Here is a 21,112-nt window from a genome sequence, read left to right on the forward strand (position 1 = left end):
CCGGGAACACCCATGCTGAGCCGTACCGCGGATCATCTCTTCTGGATGGCGCGCTATACCGAACGCGCCGAAAACACTGCCCGGATGCTCGATGCGAACTATCAGCTCTCGCTCTTGCCGCAGTCCGATGAATATGCGGAACTTGGCTGGCGCGCGATGCTGTCGATATCGGAACTGAGCGGCATCTATTCGGCCGCGCACCACGGCATGAAAAGCCGCGACGTGATCGACTTCATGGCGCGCGATTTATCGAACCCGTCGTCGATCGTCAGTTGTTTGCGCGCCGCGCGTGAGAATGCGCGAGCCGTGCGCAGCTCCACCAATAGCGAGTTATGGGAATCGCTCAATACGACGTGGCTCGACTGTCAGCGCATGCTTGCCGACGGCATTCTCGAACGCGAGCCTTATACGTTTTTCGAGTGGGTAAAGTTTCGCTCGCACCTTTCGCGCGGCGTGCAGCTCGGCACACTCGTCAAGGACGACGCATTCTATTTCATGCGTCTCGGGACTTTCATCGAACGAGCGGACAATACGGCGCGCATTCTCGACGTCAAGTTCGAAATGATGGAACAACGCGCCGACACTTCAGCACAACCGTTCGATTATCACCATTGGGTGGCGGTGCTCGGTTCGGTGTCAGGCTTCGAGGTATATCGCCGGGTCTATCGCGATGTCATTACGCCTGAACGCGTGGCGGGACTCCTGATTCTCTATCGCGACTGGCCGCGTTCGCTTGCGGCGAGCATCGCGGAAGTGGAGCAGCTAATCGGACAGGTGACGAAAGGGCGCGATACGGAAGCGACGCGGCTCGCGGCGCAACTGAGCGCGGAACTGAAGAACGGGCGGATCGGCGACATTCTTAAAGGCGGCTTGCATGCCTATCTCGTCGATTTTCTCGCACGCGTGAATGATCTCGCGGGTCGCGTAAGCCGCGAGTTTTTGTTGCCGATCGCGCAGGAGCCGCCCGCGCAAACGCAGTCTCAAACGCAGACGCAGTCACAAGGTCAGACGCAGTCGCAAGGCAAAGAATGAGCGCGGGTTATCAGCGCTTGGCCGACGCCGCCGCGACGACGCGATGCACAAAGCGCAGTTTGTCGATGACGGCCGGCGCAAGCGTAAAGGGATAACCGTCGGGCATGCCAAGGCTGCGATTCAAACTGTTCAGGACATAAGTGAGCGGAAACCATCGTTTCATCAGGTTATCGAACGTCGTTTCCTCGACCGGCGTCTGGTCGGTGAGCGTCGGCTCGTGCGGGCTGTCGGGCACGAGCACGAGGCCGCACGATACTGCGGTGTCGAGCGTATCGACGATATGCAGGTAATGCGCCCATGTTTCGGCCCAGTCTTCCCACGGATGCATCGTGGCATAGGCGCTGATGAAGTTGTCTTCCCACTGAGCGGGCGGGCCTTCCTTGTAATGACGATCGAGCGCGGCGGCGTAGTCGGCTTGCTCGTCGCCGAATGCGGTGCGAAACGGCGCAATGCGCGCGGTGTCGGCGATCAGGCGATCGAAGAAATAGTGCCCGGACTCATGACGGAAATGACCGAGCAAGGTGCGATACGGCTCGTGAAGCGCGGAGCGCGTTTTCTCTCGATGAGCGTCGTCGGCTTCGGCGATGTTGAGCGTGATGATGCCGTTGTTATGACCGGTCATTACGCCGTGGCCTTGCGCATCGCCTTCGAGGAACTGGAATTCGAGGCCGCGTTCAGGGTCTTCCTGACGCGACTTCACAGACAGGCCCAGTTCCGAGAAGGTGTAAAGCAGGCGGCGCTTGGCGGCTTCGATGCGATACCAGTAGACGCGGTTCTCCGGCGTCGAGAGATTGGGAATGGTGCTCGTCAGCTGGCACGAACAGCAGAGTGCCTCGGGCGTATCCGGGGCGGGTGCGGGAACGACCCAGTTGCAGACGTTTTCCACCGCGTAGTTATGGCACGGCCGATAGAAGAGATCTTTCGCAAGCGGATGCAGGCTGCGCCAGCGGCCGTCGTCGGTTTCCTCGAACGCGCTGATCTGATTGATCTCGGGCACGTAGCCGAGCCGCGCGTCACAGTTTTCGCAATGCGTGTTTTCGAAAAAAACGAGTTGATTGCAACGGTTGCAGTGAAAGGTCTTCATCGTGTGGCCGGTGGAAGTGTTATCGCGCGATGTGCTGTGCGCGTTGTTGGCGGTGTAGACGCAAACATCATGCCGCGAAAAGGCCGTTTTTCCATGACAAGCAGAAACCGCATTGCAGCGCGCGTTGCGTGCACGGCGTCAATTGAATAAAGGAGTCCGGCGTGTCCATTCGTGTCGCATTGAACCATGTCACGCATTACCGATATGACCGGCTCGTCGGTCTTTCGCCGCAAGTCGTGCGACTGCGGCCGGCGCCGCATTGCCGCACGCCGATCGTGTCGTATTCGATGCGCGTCGAGCCCGAGGATCATTTCATCAACTGGCAGCAGGATGCCTTTGCGAACTATCAGGCGCGCCTTGTTTTCCCGGAGAAAACGCGCGAATTCAAGGTGACGGTCGATCTCGTTGCCGAAATGGCCGTGTACAACCCGTTCGATTTCTTTCTCGAACCCGCCGCCGAAAAATTTCCATTCGCGTACGCGCCTGAATTGCTGCACGATCTAGCGCCCTACATGGTCAAGCGCGAGCCGACTCCGCGCTTCGCGGCATTCGTCGAAAGTATCGATCGTTCGCCGCGCGCCACGATCGATTTCCTCGTCGAGCTCAATCAGCGGCTTTCGCATGAGATTCGTTATCTGATCCGCATGGAGCCGGGGGTGCAGACGCCGGAGGAAACGCTCGAAAGCGCGGCCGGCTCGTGCCGCGATTCCGGGTGGCTGCTCGTCGAAACTCTGCGTCATCTGGGCCTCGCCGCGCGTTTCGTGTCGGGTTATCTGCTGCAACTCGCGCCCGATACGAAATCGCTCGATGGCCCGAGCGGAACTGAAGTCGATTTCACCGATCTGCATGCGTGGTGCGAAGTGTTTTTGCCCGGTGCGGGCTGGATCGGTTTCGATCCGACGTCCGGCCTGCTTGCGGGCGAAGGACATATTCCCGTCGCGTGCACACCGGAGCCGAGCAGCGCGGCGCCTGTTTCCGGCGCGGTGGACGAATGCGAAGTCGAATTCGTTCATTCGATGTCGATCGAACGCGTGCTCGAAACGCCGCGCGTCACGAAGCCGTATAGCGAGGAAGACTGGAGCGCGGTGCTGCGTATGGGCGAGCAGGTGGATGCGCAATTGAATGCATCGGACGTGCGCCTCACGATGGGGGGCGAGCCCACTTACGTCTCGGTGCGCGACCGCGACGAGCCGGAATGGAACACCGACGCGCTCGGACCGACGAAGCGCGCCTACGCTGTTTCGCTGATGGACAAGCTGCGCGCGCAGTATGGCGCGCGTGGCTTCCTGCACATCGGACAGGGCAAGTGGTATCCGGGCGAGCAGTTGCCGCGCTGGGCGCTGTCGCTGTTCTGGCGGGCGGACGGCGAACCGTGCTGGCACGATCCGGCGCTCTTCGCGGATGAACGGCAGGCTGCGTCGTACACGTCGGATGACGCCGCGCGATTCATTCGCCATCTCGCGGGCAAGCTTTCTTTGGATTCAAAATACATTCAACCGGGGTACGAGGACACGTGGTACTACCTGTGGCGCGAGCGGCGTTTGCCGGTCAACGTCGATCCGTTCGACTCGCGCCTCGGCGACGAACTGGAACGTGCCCGCCTGCGTCGTGTGTTCGATGCGGGTCTGCCGTCTGTCACGGGCTACGCATTGCCGATCGCGCGTGAGGACGGCGGCGGCATGCAGCCGGGACGCTGGATAAGCGGGCCGTGGTTCTTCCGCGACGAGCGCATGTTCTTGGTTCCGGGCGATTCACCCATGGGATACCGCGTGCCGCTCGACTCGCTGCCGTGGGTTTCCGAAGGCGATTATCCGTGGCAGCACGCGCACGATCCGTTCGCGCCGTCCACGCCATTGCGTACGGCGACTGAATTACGCATGCAATATGCGGATCTGGATAATGAATCGCGCACGCAAAATGCCAGTGCGGACGTGACGGGGCACGCCGGCGCACCGGGTCAATCGCGGGAGCGCAAGCCTCAGCGCGGCGAGTCGGCCGGCTGGATCGCACGCATCGCGCTGTGCGTGGAAGCGCGCGATCCTGCGCGGGCGGCCGGTCCCAAAGCGGAGGCCGACGCACTCGAGAAGCTCGGCAACGGCAACAAGCTCATGCATGTCTTCATGCCGCCGCTCACCTCGCTCGATGACTATCTCGATCTTCTGTCTGCCGTCGAAGCAACCGCCTCCGATCTCAAGATTCCGGTGATCGTCGAAGGCTATCCTCCGCCGCGCGATGCGCGCCTGAAGATGTTGCAGGTGACGCCCGACCCGGGCGTGATCGAAGTGAACATTCATCCGGCGGCCAACTGGAACGATCTCGTCGAGCACACGGAGTTCCTGTACAACGCGGCCCACGAGTCGTATCTGAGCCCGGAAAAGTTCATGCTCGACGGCCGTCACACCGGCACAGGTGGCGGCAATCACTTCGTGCTCGGTGGCGCGACGCCCGCCGACAGTCCTTTCCTGCGCCGCCCCGATCTTCTCGCGAGCCTGATCCGGTATTGGCACAACCACCCATCGTTGTCGATGTTGTTCTCCGGCATGTTCATTGGCCCGACGAGTCAGGCGCCTCGTGTCGATGAAGCGCGCAACGATCAGGTGTATGAACTGGAGATCGCGTTCTACGAATTGCAGCGTCAACTCGATCTGCTCGGCGGCCGTGACAGTGCGACCGTGCCGCCCTGGCTCATCGACCGCATCCTGCGAAACATCCTGATCGATGTGACGGGTAATACACATCGCGCGGAGTTCTGCATCGACAAGCTGTATTCGCCCGATGGCCCGACCGGGCGGCTCGGCTTGCTGGAACTGCGCGGCTTCGAGATGCCGCCTCACGCGCGCATGAGTCTCGTGCAGCAACTGCTGTTGCGCGCACTCGTCGCGCGATTCTGGAACACGCCGTATACCGCGCGGCTCACGCGCTGGGGCACGGAACTGCATGATCGCTTCATGCTCGGCACCTTCGTGCAGATGGACTTCGATGACGTGCTCGCCGAACTGCGCGAATCAGGCTTCGCATTCGAGCAAAGCTGGTTCGCACCGCACTTCGAGTTTCGCTTCCCGCTCGTCGGCGCATACGATACGAACGGCATCGCGCTCACGATTCGCAATGCGCTCGAACCGTGGCATGTGATGGGCGAAGAGGGCGCGATCGGCGGCACGGTGCGTTTCGTGGATTCGTCCGTCGAACGACTCGAAGTGCGCGTGCTCGGCCTCAATGGCAATCGACACGTCGTGTCTGTGAACGGACAAGCATTGCCGCTGCAACCGACGGGACGCGTAAGCGAATACGTCGCGGGCGTGCGCTTTCGCGCGTGGTCACAGGCGGCATCGCTGCATCCGACGATCGACGTGCATGCGCCGCTCACCTTCGATATCGTCGATACATGGACGGGACGCGCCATCGGCGGGTGCCAGTATCATGTCGCGCATCCGGGCGGGCGTAACTATCAGACCTTCCCCGTCAACGCTTATGAAGCGGAAAGCCGCAGGCGCTCACGCTTCTTCGCAACCGGTCATACGCCCGGCGCAATGCACGTCGAAGCCCGCGAACGCAGCCTCGAGTTTCCGTTCACACTCGACCTGCGCTATCGTTGAAAATGCAATCATCGTTCGAATAAAGAGCAGAGACGACATTGGCCTATCAATCGACCTTGCCCTTCGACATCGCCGCGGCACGCATCGATGCGCTGGCGTTGCTGCGCACGTTGCCTGCGCGAGAAGGGCATTGGGACGAACTGCGCGATGCGGCGGGCCAGTTGCGCGAGCCGTGGCGGCACTTCTTCGAATTGCTCGGCGAGCAGGGCATCGCGCGGCTCGACGATGGTGTCGATGCCGTTGCACAGCAAGTGCGCGACAACGACATCACGTACAACGTTTATGCCGATAACGGCAAGCCGCGCGCGTGGTCGCTCGATCTCCTGCCGCTCATCATCGATGAAAAAGAGTGGGCGGTAATCGAACGCGGCGTCGCGCAGCGCGCACGGCTGATGGAAGCGATCGTCGCCGATGTCTACGGCCCGCAGACGCTGCTGCAACGGGGGCTCTTGCCGAGCGCGCTCGTGTTCGGACATCCCGGCTATTTGCGCGCGGTGAAGGGCTTCGTGCCGCCCCTCGGCCGCTTTCTGCAGATCGTCGCGGTGGATCTCGCTCGCGCGCCATCGGGCGCGTGGACCGTGATTGCGCATCGGACGGAAGTGCCGTCGGGCCTCGGCTATGCGCTGGAAAACAGACTTATCGTCGCGAGCCTGTTTGCCGATCCGTTTCGTGCGATGCGCGTGAGCCGTCTCGCCGAGACCTATGCGCAACTCATCGCGACCATCGCGCAGGCCGCGCGCGCGACGATGCGCGATGACGAAGACGGCCGCAGCGATGCATCGAACGATGCGCCGCATATCGCGTTGCTGAGTCCTGGCCCGTTCAGCGAAACGTACTTCGAGCATATATTTCTTGCGCGGTATCTCGGCGTGACGCTCGTCGAAGGAAAGGATCTCACCGTTCGTCATGACAAGCTCTATCTCAAGACACTCGCCGGCTTGTCGCGCGTGCATGCGGTGGTGCGGCGCCTGGACGATGCGTTCTGCGATCCCGTTGAATTGCGCGCGGACTCGACGATAGGCGTGCCGGGTCTCTTGCAGGTGATGCGCGCGGGCAACGTGATGGTGTCGAACATGCCGGGCGCGGGCTTCACGGAATCGCCTGCGCTCAATGCATTTCTGCCCGGCATAGCGAAAGCGTTGCTGGACGAAAGACTCGAGTTGCCGACCGTGCCGACATGGTGGTGCGGCGAGGAAGCCGCGCGCCGCGAAGTCTTCGAGCGCGTCGACAGCGCCCTCATTGCGCCGACATGGCCGGGCGCGCAGGCCGATCACGCACCGGGCATCGATGCTGGCGTGCAGGACATCGCGGCATGGCGCGAGCGCATCGAACGTGCGCCGGATGTCTTCACGGTGCAGGAGAATCTGCCGTTTTCCACCGCGCCGCGCTTTCATGACGGCGCGATCGGATCGCGTCCCTGCGTGCTGCGCGCCTATGCAATCGCCAACATCGACGGAAGCTGGAGCGTGATGCCCGGTGGCTTCACGCGGCTCGCGGCCGACAAGCGCGCGACGGTGTCCATGCAGTTCGGCGGCAGCAGTGTCGATACATGGGTGATGTCGAGTCAGCCGGGCGGCGCGGTATCGTTGCGTCCCACGCCGATGAAGCCGGGCGATTTGCGCAAGCATCGCATCGTATCGAGCCGCGCCGCGGAGAATCTGTTTTGGGCGGGGCGTTATGGCGAGCGCGCTGAAAACAACGTGCGCTTGTGTCGTCTTTTGCTCGGGATGCTCGATGGCAGTGTCGCCGAAGAACTCTTTCCGACGCTCGCGGAACTCGCATCGGAATGCGGGCTGATTCCATCGGGCGATACGCTCGCGCGCAGCACGCCGCAAGCGTTCGAACGCGTGCTCGTTGCAGGGCTGCCGGAATCGGGCAGGGCGACGAGCATCGGCAGCAATCTCGCGGATCAGGCGCGCGCATGCGGCGAGATACGCGACCGGCTTTCGACGGATCACTGGCGCACGATTCTCGCATCACGCAATGACTTTCGCGATGCGCTCGCGCGCCTCGTGTTCAGCGATAGCGCTGACGAAAGCGCCGTGCGCATCGGTCGCGACTACGATCGTTTGATGCTCGCGAACGCGCTCGAACATCTTGCAACGCAACTCTGCGCGATCAGCGGCGCGCAGGGCGATCGCATGACGCGCGATGAAGCATGGCGGCTCCTCTTCATTGGACGGCACATCGAGCGCGTCTCGACGATGGCGACGATTCTGCGCGTGGTCGCCGAGCGCGGGACGCTCGCATCGCCCGCTGGCTTCGATCTGCTCTTGCAGTTCTTCGACAGCACGCTCACGTATCGTTCGCTCTATCCGGGCAGGCTCGAAGTGCCGGCGCTCATCGATTTGATCGTAGTCGATCAGACCAATCCGCGCGGGCTCTATGGCGTTTATGCACGCCTGCGCACGAAGCTCGACGAGATCGCGGCCGCTGCCGGCGGTGCACGCCGCGCACAAGCGACGCGTTTCGCGGACCTGCTCGTTCACGCCGATGCATTGCCGGATCTCGCCGCGCTGTGCGGCACGAATGAGAACGGCCGTCATGATGCGTTGATCGCGCTGTGCGACAGACTCGTCGCGTCGGTTTTCGCGGCATCGAATGAAGTCAGTGCCCGCTACTTCAGTCATGCGAACACGCTTTGCGCACAGGTGTCGTCATGACGCTCGGCATGAACGATACCGTGCTCGCGGTGACGCATCGGACGACATATCGCTATTCGACGCCGGTTGAAATCGCGCAGCATCTCGCGACCATTCGTCCGTTGCATTGCCCGTGGCAGCAGGTTATCTCGCATACGGAGCGCATCGAGCCGGTGCCGTCTTATGTGCATAGCCGCGTCGATGCATTCGGCAATGACGTGCTGTACTTCTCGCTCGACGCGTCGCACGAACGTCTTTCGATGACGAGCGAAACCACGGTGCGGCTCACGCCACGGTGGAATGCGCTCGATGCAGACGCCACGCCGCCGTGGGAAGACGTCGCCGAGCGGCTGCGCTATCGTGCCGGTGAGTCGTTTTATCCGGAAAGCGAGTTTTGTTATGCGTCGCCCAATATCTCGCTCGATCATGAATTGCGCGCTTATGCGCAAGCGAGTTTCGATGCGGGCACGCCGCTCGTTGCGGGCGCTATCGATCTGATGCATCGCATTCACGAGGATTTCGACTACAAGCCCTCGGCCACTGCGTTCGATACGCCCGCATCGCGCGCGTTCGAATTGCGGCATGGCGTGTGCCAGGACTTCTCGCAAGTGATGATCGGCTGTCTGCGCGCGCTCGGGTTGCCGGCGCGCTATGTGAGCGGATATTTGCGCAACGATCCGCCGCCGGGGCATCCGCGTCTCATCGGCGCGGATGCGTCGCATGCGTGGGTGTCGGTGCATTGTCCGCAAAGCGGATGGATCGATCTCGATCCGACCAATGACGTGCTGGCGGACCTCGATCACGTCACGCTTGCGACGGGGCGCGATTATAGCGATGTGTCGTTATTGCGCGGGATGATTCTCGGCGGCGGTGCGCATCATGTGGATGTGGCGGTAAATGTGCTGGCATTATGAGATGCACGTGTCTTGCTCTGGAAGCCTGCGGCTAAAATCGAACGGATTGACTTGATTGAAGCTAGTGGAGAGCACGATGGATCTTGCTGTTTTAGTGTACGTCGACAACCACCCAACGATGCTCGAAGAGTTCGATTGGCTTTATAAGAGCCTGATTTATTCGGGTGTAATTTCGCGCAGCGGAATAATCGCGGTGTGCAATCCAGACATCGCAAATGCGTTGCCAGACGACGATCGCATCACGATCATTCCCAGCGTGCCCTATGCGCAACGCCATTCCGAATGGAGCGGCTACAAGTTCATCAATTCCGTCGCGAACCTGATCGAGCAACCCGTGCTCGATGCGTGCAAGCGTTTCGAATTCGTCCTCAAGACCGATTGCGATACATTCGTCACGCCCGCCTTGCGCGACTTCCGTCCATCGGGACTGTGCGCGGGCGTGGGCGGCTATGCGTACCAGGATGACGTGCGTGTGAAGTTATCGGAAGTGAGCGCGCGATGGGGTTATCCGCATTCTGGAATGCATAACGTCGGTGCGTCGGTGCTCGGTTCGGCGCAGTGCGTGACGAACTTTCTCATCGCGCAGATGCAAGCATGCAATCGCTTGTGGCGCGAAGAGTTTAGCGAGTACGAGGGCGTGTGGCCCGGATGGTGCAAGCAGGTGGTCACAATGTACGCGGGCGAGCTCGCGCTTCGCAGCACGTATCCGCAACGTTGCTCTCTCGGGCTGCTGGACGCGTTCCCTACGTCTGACAGAAAGCTGTCGAGCGACGTATTGCATGTCCATGCGTGGCAGACAGATAGCTACTGGTCCAAACACATTTATCGCGCGGGTGGGTATGCGCATATCGAGCGCGACAGCATCGACCGCGCGACGCTCGGCGGCTATTGTCACTGGCTCGCGGAAGCAAGCATCGACGAAATCAGGCGCGCGGCACAGTAATACATCGCGTTGTTCTGTCAGGGTCGTCAAAGCACGCGATGCCAACCTGAGGTAATGTCTAGCGTTTCGTCGCCATGCGCAAGCATTCGCGCATGCCTTTCGGTTTGCAAGGAGATTCGCACGATGGATTACGTGAAACTGGGTTCGACCGGCCTCGACGTATCGCGGCTTTGTCTTGGTTGCATGACTTACGGCGTGCCCGATCGCGGGACGCATCCGTGGACGCTGGACGAGGAAAAGAGTCGCCCGCTCATCAAGCAGGCGCTTGAAGCGGGTATCAATTTCTTCGATACGGCCAACGTCTATTCGGACGGCACGTCTGAAGAAATCGTCGGACGCGCGCTGCGCGACTTCACGAAACGCGATGACATCGTAATTGCGACGAAAGTCTTCAATCGCATGCGTCCCGGTCCGAATGGCGCGGGGCTCTCACGCAAGGCGATCTTCAACGAGATCGATAACAGCCTGAAGCGCCTGGGCACCGATTACGTCGATCTCTATCAGATCCATCGCTGGGATTACGGCACGCCCATCGAGGAGACGCTCGAAGCGCTGCATGACGTCGTGAAGGCGGGCAAGGCGCGTTATATCGGCGCGTCATCGATGTATGCGTGGCAGTTCAGCAAGGCGCTCTACACATCGCGCGCGAACGGCTGGGTCGAGTTCAAGACGATGCAGAATCATTTGAATCTGCTGTATCGCGAGGAAGAACGGGAGATGGTGCCGCTTTGCAAGGACCAGGGTATCGGCATGCTGCCGTGGAGTCCGCTGGCACGCGGACGTCTTACGCGCGACTGGGACGCGACGAGCGAGCGGCAGGAGTCGGATGCATTCGGCAGCACGCTCTATCGCACGGACGATGCGGATCGCGCGGTGGTCGAAGCCGTGGCGGCCGTGGCGAAGGCGCGCGGCGTGCCGCGTGCGCAAGTGGCGCTGGCGTGGGTCGCACAGAAGGCGCCGGTGACGGCGCCGATCATCGGCGCATCGAAGCCGAATCATGTGAGCGATGCGGTCGCGGCGTTGACACTGAATCTCACGGCGGACGAGATTGCGCAACTCGAAGCGCCGTATGTGCCGCATGCGGTCGCGGGCTTCAAATGATGCAGCGATGAAGGACCCTCAGCGCGCGGCTTACAACTGCGATTCGATAGGCAGGATCCCCAGCATCCAGATGCCCGCGCGCTTGAACGCAGACACGCCCGGCTCGCTGTCGAGCTCGGTCGTGTTGCCATTGGCGTCGGTGTCGATCCACACCATGCGCGTGCCGCCGTTGCCGTCATCGTGCAACTCGACACGCCACGCGATGCGATCGATATTCGTGCCGATTCCATCCGCCACTTGCGCGGCCGCTTCCGCGCTTTCGCAATAGACGCCGATTTCCGTGTTCAGCTCCACGGAACGCGGATCGAGATTCATCGAGCCGATAAAAATGCGCGTGCGATCGAACACATATGTCTTCGCATGCAGCGACGCTTTCGACGATCCGAACGTGGACTTCTTCGCGCTTCTGTCGCTTTCGGCCGATGCGACGGGCTTCAACTCGTAGAGCCGCACGCCCGCTTCGAGCATGTCCTTGCGATAACGCTGATAGCCCGCATGCACCGCGGCGACATCGGTGGCGGCGAGGGAATTCGTCAGCACGGTGACGCGCACGCCGCGCGATGTCATCGAACGCAGCCATCGCACGCCTTCCTCGCGCGGCACGAAATAGGGCGACACGATCAGCATGTCCTTGTCGGGAGCGAGATTCAATGCCTTGAATTGCGACATTAAATGGCCTTCCGTGTCGCCGGGCGCACGCGTGATCTTCGCGGGATCGTCGTAGAGCAACGTCGCCTTGCCCCACGAAAATTCGGTGTCGCGCCGCTGGATCACGCTCGCGAGACGTTCACGGACTTGCGCCACATAAGGTGAATGCTCTTCCGACAGAAGATAAGCATCGAGCTTCGCGCGATAACCCGCAAGCGCGTCAGGGTCGGCGTGACGTCGCATCAGGTTATCGATCGGATAGGCCGCATCCGAGTTCCAGTACAGATCGAACGCACTCGATACCTCGCGCACGACAGGCCCGTGCACCAGCACATCGAGATCGCCAAAGGCGACCGTGCTCGATGCGCCGAAGTACTCGTCGCCGATATTGCGGCCGCCGAGAATCGCGGCCTGGTTATCCGCGATGAGCGCCTTGTTATGCATGCGACGATTCACGCGAAAGAACTCGGCCGCGGACCCGAGCTTCTTGAAGGTGCGATTCGCCACCGGATTGAAAAGGCGCACCTGCACGTTAGGATGCGATGCGAGCGCGAGCAGGAACTGATCGTCGGCATTGGTGCCGAGGTCGTCGAGCAAAAGGCGCACCCGCACGCCGCGATCGGCGGCACGCATGATCGACGCGGCCATTTCGCGGCCCGTCAGATCGTCGTGCCAGATGTAGTACTGGAGATCGAGCGTGCGATCGGCGGTCTCGCTGAGGATCACGCGCGCGATGAGCGCATCCGTGCCATCGGATAACAAGTGAAACGCATTGTCGCCGGGATGCGCAGCCTCGCTCGCCGCGAAGGCCGTGCCGAGCCGCGTGTTGGCAGTGTCGGTGAGGGCGTGCGTCTGCACGCGTCCGGTTTGAGGCGGAAGGCTCGCGCAGGCCGTCATCAACAGCGTCAATGCAATGGCGAACCATGAACGAAGTTTCATCGCTTGACCCTTGGTTAGACCGTGCTTTTTTCCCGCCGCGCCGCTTCGGTCAGACGCGCGCGCACGAAGCTGACATGCTCGCGCAGGACATAGAGTGCATCGGCATAGGCGAGCGGCAACCTGAGCGTATCGAGCGATTCCTCGATGTAATCGAGCTCGACGAGCAGCGCGCGACGCTCGTCTTCGTTGTTGACGCGCATCGCGCCGCGCTCCACTGCGATTAACGCGCCGTAGTAACGATAGATGCGCGAGCGCACGCGCCAGCGATACAGTGCGGGCACGAGCCGCAGCGCGGGAAAGATCAGCACGGCGGCGGGCAGCAACAGCACGAGCGCGCGATCCGCGAGATTCGCGAGCCAGAACGGCAGCGTCCGATACAGGAAGCTCTTGCCGGAGCGGTAATAGCGGCTGGCATCCTCGCTGATGGGAAACTCGTGCGCGACAGGACTCGGAAACTGACCTGTGCGCTGCAGCAAGCCAGCCGTACCGTGCACTTCCTGCGCCGCTTCGATGAGCAGGTCGGACAGCGCCGGATGCAGGGTCGGCCGCGCAATCAGCTCGACCGTCGGACTGATCAGATGCACGGCCTGCGGCGGGATGCGCCGGCCGAGATCGAGTACGCCGGGCGGCAGTTCGATTTCGTCGAGATAAGGGAAAAGGCGCGTATAGGCGCGTGCTTCGTTGAAGTCCATCACAGAGATGCCGGGCACGCGCAAGAGGCGCAGCATCAGGCCGCGCGTCGCGGAGTCGCCGGAGAGAAAGACCGCGTCGGCTTCGTTGCTGACGAGTTGCGTGGCGGCTTGCAGCCCGTCCGTCGGCAGAAGCTGCGTGGTGCCGCCCGGATAGATGCCGTTGGCCTCCAGTAGCTTCAGTGAAAGCATGCGTGTGCCGCTGCCTTCACGGCCGATCGCGATGCGCTTGCCCTCCAGTTGCGACAGCAGCGTGAGCCCCTTGCCGCGATAGAAGACGACGAGCGGCACATACGACACGCTGCCGAGCGACATCAGCGTCGACGCTTCTTCCTTCGTTGCAATGCCGCCCTGCACGAGCGCAAGATCGACGTGCTGCTTCGGATCGAGCAGTCGTTCGAGGTTCTGCACGGAGCCGTCCGAGGGCAGCACTTTCAGCGTGATGCCGCTGCGCGCGAGCAGCTTCGCATATTCCTGCGAGATGACGTAGAACGAGCTGTCGGGCTGGCCCGCGCTCATCGTGATGGTTTTCGGCGGCGCGGGATCGACGAGCCAGTAGACAAGCGCGACGATGGTCGCAATGACCAGCACGACGGGACCGGCGGTCCAGGTGATGTCGTGCAGCACGCCTTTCGCATGATCTCGAGGCAGATGCGGGCGTTTCATGCGATGTCTCGTCGTGAGCGTACGGTGGCGACTGCTTGCGTGCCGTGAAAGACATCGAGCACGTCGTGCCTGTGTCGAAAGCGGCGTTGATCCGCAGTGTAACGCGAGGCGCGCGCAAAACGAGAAGGCCGGCGCGCATGCGGCCGGCCTTTAGATGTTGCTGTCCTTGTTATGCCCAGTGCGCGGGAATCCAGAATCTGCCGACCCAGTGGCCCGGGATCAGAACCGCGCGGTGCGGCACGACATAAACGGTCTTCGCGGGCGGCGGCGGTGCGATATACACGGTCTTGACCGGAGCCGGAGCCGGCGCGACATACACAGTCTTTGCCGGCGGCGGTGCGACGACGACGGTCTTGGCCGGCGGCGGGGGCGGCGTCACCACGACCGTCGACGAAGCCGGGGGAGGTGCGACCACCACGGTCGTCGAAGGCGGCGGGGGCGGCGGCACGATCACGGGCGCGGCAACGACTGTGGTTCCGGTGACGACCGGCGCCGTCGCCACCACCGTCGTGCTCGACGTGACTGTGCCGCCGCCGACCACCGTCGTGCTGTGCGAGCCATTGGCGACCGTCGCCGTGCCCGAGGTGGTGACCACGCCCGGCGCGACGCTCGTCGCGCTGCCTGAATGCGTCACCGTCCCGCCGTTCGCCGTGTTGACGGTGCCGGAGCGGTTGCATGTGTAACCCGCGCAGTTCGTCGATGCCGAGTGCGTCGACGTGTTGCCGTTCGGGCCGGTCACCGAGCCCGACGACGAGTACTGTCCAGGCGCCGTGCGCGTCACCGTATCGCTGCCGGTCGCGGTCTTGCCGTTCGGGCCGGTCGCACTGCCGGTGTGCGAGCAGCTTCCCCCGGCGCAGCTCGTATCGCCCGCGTGCTGCACCGAGCGGCCGTTCGGGCCGTAGGCGGTGCCGGAGTTCGAGAACTGGCCGGGCGCGGTGCGCGTCACGGTGCCTGAGTTGGTGGCGACGCGGCCCCACGGATTCTCGACGCCGCCCGCATGCGAGCAACTGCCGCCGCCGCAGGAGCCGACGTGCGCGCCCTGATACTCGCCGCGGCCGGTGTAGGCCGTGCCGCCGCGCGCCCAGCCGGCGAAGGCGGAACTGCTGCACAGCGTGAGAGCGGCGGCGGCCGCGACGACGAGCAAATGGCGCACGCGGCGCTTGCTGGAACTCGCGTCGCAGACGGAGGCAACGCGGCCGTTTGAAGCGAAAGTCGATCTGTTTTTCACGGGATGTCCTTCTCGGTTCTGTAGGCCACGTTGCGTTTCGTGTGGCGACGGAAGTGACTATAGAGAAGGGGCCGCGCGAAGTCCCGCGGTAACTTATTTCACGCCATGTCATGCATTTGGGATTCCCGCTAGCGCTTATGGCGCAAGGCTTTGCGGGATTTCAGAAAGGCTCGCGACGGCCGTGCGCGACATGAATTCGCGCATTGCGTCACACTAGCTCCTGCCGTTCACTCCATTCGTCATAACAAACGAAATCCCCATGACCCCATCCAACCCGATCAAAGTCGCCGTTCTCGACGACTATCAGAACATCGCGCTTTCCATGGCCGACTGGTCGCCGCTCGACGGGCGCGCGACGCTCACCGTGTTCAACGATCACATCGCCGGGCGCGAAGCGCTGCTCGAACGCCTGCGCCCCTTCGACGTCGTGTGTGCAATGCGCGAGCGCACGCCGTTCTCGCGCGACATCATCGACCATCTTCCGAACCTGAAGCTGATCGCGTCGACGGGCGCGGCCAATGCATCGATCGATCTGGATGCCGCAGCCGCACGCGGCATCGAAGTGCGTCACACGGGCTACTCGTCCACGCCGACGATCGAATTTACCTGGGCGCTGATTCTCGCGATGATGCGCAATATTCCCGCCGAAAACCGCTCGCTGAAGGAAGGCGGCTGGCAAGTGGGCCTTGGGACCGAACTGGCGGGCAAGACGCTCGGCCTGCTCGGACTCGGGCGCGTGGGATCGGCGGTCGGCGTGATCGGACGCGCGTTTCGCATGAACGTGATCGCGTGGAGCCAGAACCTCACGCGCGAGCGCGCCGAAGAAAAGGGCGTGCAACTCGTCGACAAGGACACGCTCTTCAGTACCTCCGATGTGCTCACGGTTCACCTGCGCCTGAGCGAGCGCACGCGTCATCTCGTCGGCGAGAAGGAGCTCGCGCAGATGAAGCCGACGAGTCATATCGTGAACACATCGCGCGGCCCGATCGTCGATAGCGCGGCGCTGGTCGATGCGTTGAAGTCGGGGAGGCTCGCGGGCGCGGCCATCGACGTGTACGACGAAGAGCCGCTCGCGGCGAACGACCCGCTGCGCGCGCTACCGAACGTGCTGGCGACGCCGCATATCGGCTATGTCGCGCAGGAGTTGTATCGCACGTTTTATGGCGATACGGTGCGCAATATCGTCGAATGGCTCGACGCGCGCAAGGCGTGACTACTGCGCTTATGACGTTTTCGGTTCGGCGGGCGGCAACAATGAAAACAACAATTCGATTGCGCTGCTCGCGCGGCGCTTGCCGTCCGCGCGGCCGACCGCGAGATCGATGACCGCAAGCCCGACGACGAGCGCGTGCACCATTGACACATGCTCTTTCGTGACGGCGAGGCCCATCGCTTCGAGCATGCGCGTGATCCGCACAGCGACGCCTTCCGCGAGCTCGCGAAAGAGGCTGCGTATGGTCGGCTCTTCGTCGGCGGCTTGCGCGAGCGCCATCAATACGCGGGTGTTCTCATGGCGCATCGCGACATTGGCGATCGATGCAGCCGTGACCTTGGCAGACGCTTCGCCCGCAAAGGCATCGACAGCGGCGAGCTGGCCGTCGATTGCGGTGCGTGCTACGGCTTCGATCAATGCGAGGCGCGTCGGAAAATAGTACGTGAGATGACTCTGCCGCACGCCCGCGCGCGCAGCGACGCGCGGTTGCGTGAAGCCCGAATAGCCTTCTTCGCGCAATGTGGCGAGCGCGGCTTCGAGTATGGACTGTCGACGATCCTGCACGGGCGCGATCCATGTTTGGTTGATTTACCAAACCTTAGCGTGCGCGATGCAAGGCGTCAACCTCATGAATTGTTATACGAAGGCGGTTGCGGATTGTGCGCGGGGTTCGTGTCGAACTTGCGGATATCGATGAGCGCATCGCTTCTGAGCGATTGAAGATCGGCTTCCAGTGCATCGGCGAGCGCCTTGTCATAGACTTCATCGCCATTCACATAGAGCGTGAACGCTTCCAGATATTTCGCTTTCTTAGCGGGATTCTCGATGGTTTCGCGCGTCCAGCGATAAAGCGGATAGTGTTCGACGCCGTCGCGTTGCGCTTGCGCCACGTAGTCGGCGAAGGCGTCGTACTGGCATTTCATATGAGCGCCGTGCCGCATGAGCAGCGTGTTGATCGGCGCAAGCTTTTCGTTCGCCGGGTCCTGACGCGCCAAGGCTGCGTACTCGGGCGCGAGGCGGATTCGAACTTGATATTGCCAGGATTCGGTCATGATGTCCTTTCAGCATTGAAAGCGATAAAAGCACGCGGATGTGAATAATGCGGTTCATGCACTACACTTCCTCTCGCATCGCGAAGCAAGCCGGCCATCGGTGTTCATCATTGCAGGCGACGAACAAGAGGAGGGTAACAGTGAGTCTTCGACACCCGATGTACTGCCCATGTTGCGACATCGCGCCGGGCGCTGCAAGCCGCCGGCGCTTCCTGATGCTCGCGGCCCAAGGGGTCCAGGGCGCTGCCGCGCTCGCGCTCTTTCCGCATCTCGCGTACGCCGACAACGACGTGCCGGCCATAGCCTACGATTCCGTTCCCGATCCGGTGCGTTTGCCGCGCGACGTCTACTTCGGCGAATGCTCTGGCGTCGCGCTCAATTCGGCGGGGCATATCTTCGTGCTTTCGCGCGGCAATAGCATCGGTCCCGCATACGGCGCAGCCGCGGCCCAGCTGCTCGAATTCGATCGCAACGGCCGCTTCGTGCGCGAGATCGGCCATAACCTTTATGCGTGGTCGTTTGCGCATACGGTCAAGGTGGATCGGCAGGACAACGTCTGGGTCACCGACAAGGGCTCGGACATGATCATCAAGTTCACGCCCGAAGGCCGCGTCGCGATGGTGTTCGGACGCAAGCAGGAGGCATCGGACGAAGAGACCGCGCCGCTCAAGCATCCGAATCCGCCGCTGCCTTCGGAGCCCGGACGCTTTCGACAGGTGACAGATGTCGCTTGGGATACCGCGGGCAATACGTATATCAGCGACGGATACATCAACTCGCGCGTCGCGAAGGTCGACAAGGACGGCAACTGGCTCAAGTCGTGGGGCGAGCGCGGCAAGGAGCCGGGGCAGTTCCATACGCCGCATAGCATTGCAGTCGATAGAAACGGCATGGTCTATGTTGCCGATCGCAGTAACCGGCGCATTCAGGTCTTCGACGGCGAAGGGAATTTTCAGCGGCAATTCACGATCGACGTGCCCGTGCCGTCGGATGCGCGCCCGGCTATCGGCAACATGCCCGATGAAGCGGCAATTGCAGCGGGCACGTTTGCGCCGGGATCGCCTTGGGCCATTTGCATATCGCCGGGGCCGAATCAGGTGTTGTATTGCGCCGATGCGTTTCCCGGCCGCATCTACAAGTTATCGCTCGATGGGAAACTGCTCGGCGTGCTCGGTCGATCGGGCAAGCAACTGAAGCAGTTCGGATGGATTCACGAGATGGCGTGTCCGGCGGAGAACACGTTGTTCGTCGCGGAGTTGCTCAACTGGCGAGTGCAGAAACTCGTGCTGCATGGATAACTTCGCATCGGTCCGCATTACTTAGGCGCAGCCTTCGCCCGCATCGACATGATTGGCTTCGGCTGCGCATCGCATCGGTTCTCGCGCCATGCACGCAGCGTATCGAGCGCGACTGAGTTGCGCACATAGCGATGCCACACGAACGCGAGATCGAAGATCAGAATCGCGAGCCACCACGCATAGAGAAAGAATGCACCGCCGAGCACGACGGGCCATAACTGCTTGCCCGCCAGATCGCCCCATAACCTCACGCCGACGATCAACACCATCATCAGCGTGCCGAGCGCAACGAGAATGCGCCGTCCCCAATGCGGTTTGCGCGGAGCGAGCCATCCGCTCAACGCGCACACCAGTCCCGCGAGCACGAATACAGCCTTGCCGACGGCAGGATCGGCGACATCGCGATGCACAAAGTCCGCAAACGGACTCGCGAGAAACGCGGCCACGCCGCTCAAGAGCACGAACCAGAAGATCAGCGCGCCTGCGACGAACGCCAGAAGCGCGACGATGCGCCAGCGCAGCCACGCGCCCGTGCGTCTCACGCCGCGCGCCTTCACGAGACGCGGAAGGCGCGCGGCGACCGTCGTTCCCATCAGCAGGCATGCGAGTGCGAACACCGAGCGTGTGAGATAGATGAACTCGGGCGCGGTGCTCGTGCCCCCCGCGCCCGAATCGGACGATGCCGTGACGGCTTTGTAAATGAAGAACACCGCGAGAAGATGCAGCGAGAAGCTCAGCAGATAAGGAATCGCCGTGCTCACGATGCCACGAAAGCGCCTGTTTTGCGGGGCTTTTGCCGTGTCTTTGTCGAGCACGACGTTCTCGATGAAGTGGCCGAAGACATCGCCATCGGTCCAGTAGTCCGTATGCGCCTTGCCTGGCAACCAGTAGCGCGAGAAGCCGATGTCATGCACCGGTTCGAACTCGAACGCACGGCAGCCGCGATGATCGAGATAGGCGCGCGCCGTATCGAGTGCGAAGCCGACCGGATCGCCGAAGTCGTAATAGTTGCGCCACCTGATGCGCGAGGGCAGCGTGATCGGTCCGCCCGGACGTTCCGCTTGCGTCACGGCATCGCCCTGCATGTCGCTTTTCAGCGCCATGCCTTCCCAGAGTTTCGGCCATAGCAGGATGTGCTTGTCGATCGGCGAGCCGATGGTCATGAAGCCGCGCAGACTTTGCACCCAGTCGGTGCTGATGACCTGCTTGCCGTCCTTCGGGTCCGACACGGTCGGTGTGGACAGCGCCTGCAGAATGCCGAGAAAGCTGATGACGGTTCCCTCACTGTGCGCGACGATATATACCTCGGGCGCGCATTGGCAGCGCGCGGTGGCGAGCGCGACGAGCCGCTCCATTACGCGATGAAACCGAAAGACGATCGTCTCGCGATGCTGCCTGAAATCCGCGACCAGCTGCACGTCGCCGACATAATCGCGGAGCATCGGCGCGAGATCGAACTTGAAGATGCCGGCCTTCTCGGTAACCGCGAGCAGGCTTTGCATGACGGCCACCGTTTCGATGACCTCCTCGACGACGCCCGACGCAAGCGAGAAATCGGCGGGCTCGAGCTTGCGTTCGTCGACGTTGAGCATATAGGCGGCCTGCGCGCGACTCACGATCGAAAGTCCCCATGCCTTGCTTTCCTCGAGCGTGTCGTCCTGCTTCACGACCTCGCGCGGAATGTCGGCCCAATATACTTCCGCGAAACCGAGCGCGGAATAGAAGTCGCGCTGCTCGGCTGTGTAGGGGCCGCCCTGCGGAAGATCGAGCTGGCGGACGTCCACTTCACCGACGCCCGCGATGTCGAAATAGCCGAGCGGCATGACAGGCAGCGGCGGGTCGTAGCGCGCACCGAACTGGCTCGCCACGGAACGCACCGTGTCGCTGTGCAACTGATTGCCAATGCCGTGTATCGCGACGACGATCTTCTGCACGCGTGGCGCGATCGGCATGTCGGACGCGGCCGTCGTCGGCGATGCCGCGTGTTCGTTCTTGATGTCTTGCGCGTCAAGGGACGATGCGTTCATGAGCGTCTCCCGATGGCGTTTCGTCAGCGCTGCTTCGTAT

15 protein-coding genes are annotated in these 21,112 nt (G+C 62.2%); 8 read left to right on the plus strand and 7 right to left on the minus strand.

Annotated elements, in window-relative coordinates; all coding sequences use genetic code 11:
- Positions 1–12: 12 nt before the first annotated feature.
- Positions 13–1,032 (plus strand): alpha-E domain-containing protein, encoded by a 1,020-nt coding sequence (locus tag NCT32_RS25980; RefSeq protein WP_061116380.1) that lies wholly within the window; start codon positions 13–15, stop codon positions 1,030–1,032.
- Between the two features lie 10 nt (positions 1,033–1,042).
- On the opposite strand, the gene NCT32_RS25985 is transcribed toward NCT32_RS25980, so the two are convergent.
- Positions 1,043–2,116 (minus strand): putative zinc-binding metallopeptidase, encoded by a 1,074-nt coding sequence (locus NCT32_RS25985; RefSeq protein WP_061116381.1) that lies wholly within the window; start codon positions 2,114–2,116, stop codon positions 1,043–1,045.
- 161 nt (positions 2,117–2,277) lie between these two features.
- Here NCT32_RS25985 and NCT32_RS25990 point away from each other — a divergent pair, with 161 nt between their 5' ends.
- The 5 genes from NCT32_RS25990 (at position 2,278) to NCT32_RS26010 (ending at position 11,312) form a co-directional block, all read left to right on the plus strand.
- On the plus strand, positions 2,278–5,712 hold the full coding sequence (locus NCT32_RS25990) for a DUF2126 domain-containing protein (protein WP_061116382.1): 3,435 nt from the start codon (positions 2,278–2,280) through the stop codon (positions 5,710–5,712).
- 38 nt (positions 5,713–5,750) lie between these two features.
- Positions 5,751–8,375, plus strand: a complete 2,625-nt coding sequence (locus tag NCT32_RS25995; protein ID WP_061116383.1) for a circularly permuted type 2 ATP-grasp protein — start codon at positions 5,751–5,753, stop codon at positions 8,373–8,375.
- Positions 8,372–9,268, plus strand: a complete 897-nt coding sequence (locus NCT32_RS26000) for a transglutaminase family protein (protein WP_250477827.1) — start codon at positions 8,372–8,374, stop codon at positions 9,266–9,268. The genes NCT32_RS25995 and NCT32_RS26000 overlap by 4 nt, the downstream gene beginning before the upstream one ends.
- 76 nt (positions 9,269–9,344) lie before the next feature.
- On the plus strand, positions 9,345–10,211 hold the full coding sequence (locus tag NCT32_RS26005) for a hypothetical protein (RefSeq protein ID WP_061116531.1): 867 nt from the start codon (positions 9,345–9,347) through the stop codon (positions 10,209–10,211).
- Between the two features lie 123 nt (positions 10,212–10,334).
- Entirely contained in the window at positions 10,335–11,312 is a 978-nt protein-coding gene (locus NCT32_RS26010; protein ID WP_061116384.1) for an aldo/keto reductase, read from the plus strand.
- A gap of 30 nt (positions 11,313–11,342) precedes the next feature.
- On the opposite strand, the gene NCT32_RS26015 is transcribed toward NCT32_RS26010, so the two are convergent.
- The 3 genes from NCT32_RS26015 to NCT32_RS26025 all read right to left on the minus strand — a co-directional run bounded on the left by NCT32_RS26015 (position 11,343) and on the right by NCT32_RS26025 (position 15,482).
- On the minus strand, positions 11,343–12,899 hold the full coding sequence (locus tag NCT32_RS26015; RefSeq protein ID WP_061116385.1) for a phospholipase D family protein: 1,557 nt from the start codon (positions 12,897–12,899) through the stop codon (positions 11,343–11,345).
- 14 nt (positions 12,900–12,913) lie between these two features.
- Positions 12,914–14,254, minus strand: a complete 1,341-nt coding sequence (locus NCT32_RS26020; RefSeq protein WP_061116386.1) for a TAXI family TRAP transporter solute-binding subunit — start codon at positions 14,252–14,254, stop codon at positions 12,914–12,916.
- 169 nt (positions 14,255–14,423) lie between these two features.
- Positions 14,424–15,482 (minus strand): hypothetical protein, encoded by a 1,059-nt coding sequence (locus NCT32_RS26025; protein WP_061116387.1) that lies wholly within the window; start codon positions 15,480–15,482, stop codon positions 14,424–14,426.
- A 259-nt stretch (positions 15,483–15,741) separates the two neighbouring features.
- On the opposite strand from NCT32_RS26025, the gene NCT32_RS26030 reads away from it, so the two are divergent.
- On the plus strand, positions 15,742–16,695 hold the full coding sequence (locus NCT32_RS26030; protein ID WP_061116388.1) for a D-2-hydroxyacid dehydrogenase family protein: 954 nt from the start codon (positions 15,742–15,744) through the stop codon (positions 16,693–16,695).
- Between the two features lie 9 nt (positions 16,696–16,704).
- On the opposite strand, the gene NCT32_RS26035 is transcribed toward NCT32_RS26030, so the two are convergent.
- On the minus strand, positions 16,705–17,259 hold the full coding sequence (locus NCT32_RS26035) for a TetR/AcrR family transcriptional regulator (protein ID WP_061116389.1): 555 nt from the start codon (positions 17,257–17,259) through the stop codon (positions 16,705–16,707).
- A gap of 62 nt (positions 17,260–17,321) precedes the next feature.
- The gene (locus NCT32_RS26040; RefSeq protein WP_061116390.1) at positions 17,322–17,747 is read right to left on the minus strand and encodes a hypothetical protein; all 426 of its coding nucleotides are present in this window, start codon (positions 17,745–17,747) and stop codon (positions 17,322–17,324) included.
- A 158-nt stretch (positions 17,748–17,905) separates the two neighbouring features.
- Between NCT32_RS26040 and NCT32_RS26045 the strand changes: the two genes are divergently transcribed.
- Positions 17,906–19,045, plus strand: a complete 1,140-nt coding sequence (locus NCT32_RS26045; RefSeq protein WP_409219311.1) for a peptidyl-alpha-hydroxyglycine alpha-amidating lyase family protein — start codon at positions 17,906–17,908, stop codon at positions 19,043–19,045.
- 17 nt (positions 19,046–19,062) lie between these two features.
- On the opposite strand, the gene NCT32_RS26050 is transcribed toward NCT32_RS26045, so the two are convergent.
- Positions 19,063–21,072, minus strand: coding sequence for an EI24 domain-containing protein (locus tag NCT32_RS26050; RefSeq protein WP_061116532.1), 2,010 nt, complete (start codon positions 21,070–21,072; stop codon positions 19,063–19,065).
- Positions 21,073–21,112: the final 40 nt, after the last annotated feature.

It is taken from the genome of Caballeronia sp. INML2 (genome assembly GCF_023631365.1).
Lineage (GTDB): Bacteria > Pseudomonadota > Gammaproteobacteria > Burkholderiales > Burkholderiaceae > Caballeronia > Caballeronia turbans.

Excerpts from the sequence above, each read along its gene's own strand:
- NCT32_RS25980 (WP_061116380.1), top strand. The coding sequence starts at position 13 with ATGCTGAGCCGTACCGCGGATCATCTCTTCTGGATGGCGCGCTATACC.
- NCT32_RS25985 (WP_061116381.1), bottom strand. The coding sequence starts at position 2,116 with ATGAAGACCTTTCACTGCAACCGTTGCAATCAACTCGTTTTTTTCGAA.
- NCT32_RS26000 (WP_250477827.1), top strand. The coding sequence starts at position 8,372 with ATGACGCTCGGCATGAACGATACCGTGCTCGCGGTGACGCATCGGACG.
- NCT32_RS26005 (WP_061116531.1), top strand. The coding sequence starts at position 9,345 with ATGGATCTTGCTGTTTTAGTGTACGTCGACAACCACCCAACGATGCTC.
- NCT32_RS26010 (WP_061116384.1), top strand. The coding sequence starts at position 10,335 with ATGGATTACGTGAAACTGGGTTCGACCGGCCTCGACGTATCGCGGCTT.
- NCT32_RS26015 (WP_061116385.1), bottom strand. The coding sequence starts at position 12,899 with ATGAAACTTCGTTCATGGTTCGCCATTGCATTGACGCTGTTGATGACG.
- NCT32_RS26020 (WP_061116386.1), bottom strand. The coding sequence starts at position 14,254 with ATGAAACGCCCGCATCTGCCTCGAGATCATGCGAAAGGCGTGCTGCAC.
- NCT32_RS26030 (WP_061116388.1), top strand. The coding sequence starts at position 15,742 with ATGACCCCATCCAACCCGATCAAAGTCGCCGTTCTCGACGACTATCAG.
- NCT32_RS26040 (WP_061116390.1), bottom strand. The coding sequence starts at position 17,747 with ATGACCGAATCCTGGCAATATCAAGTTCGAATCCGCCTCGCGCCCGAG.
- NCT32_RS26045 (WP_409219311.1), top strand. The coding sequence starts at position 17,906 with ATGTACTGCCCATGTTGCGACATCGCGCCGGGCGCTGCAAGCCGCCGG.
- NCT32_RS26050 (WP_061116532.1), bottom strand. The coding sequence starts at position 21,072 with ATGAACGCATCGTCCCTTGACGCGCAAGACATCAAGAACGAACACGCG.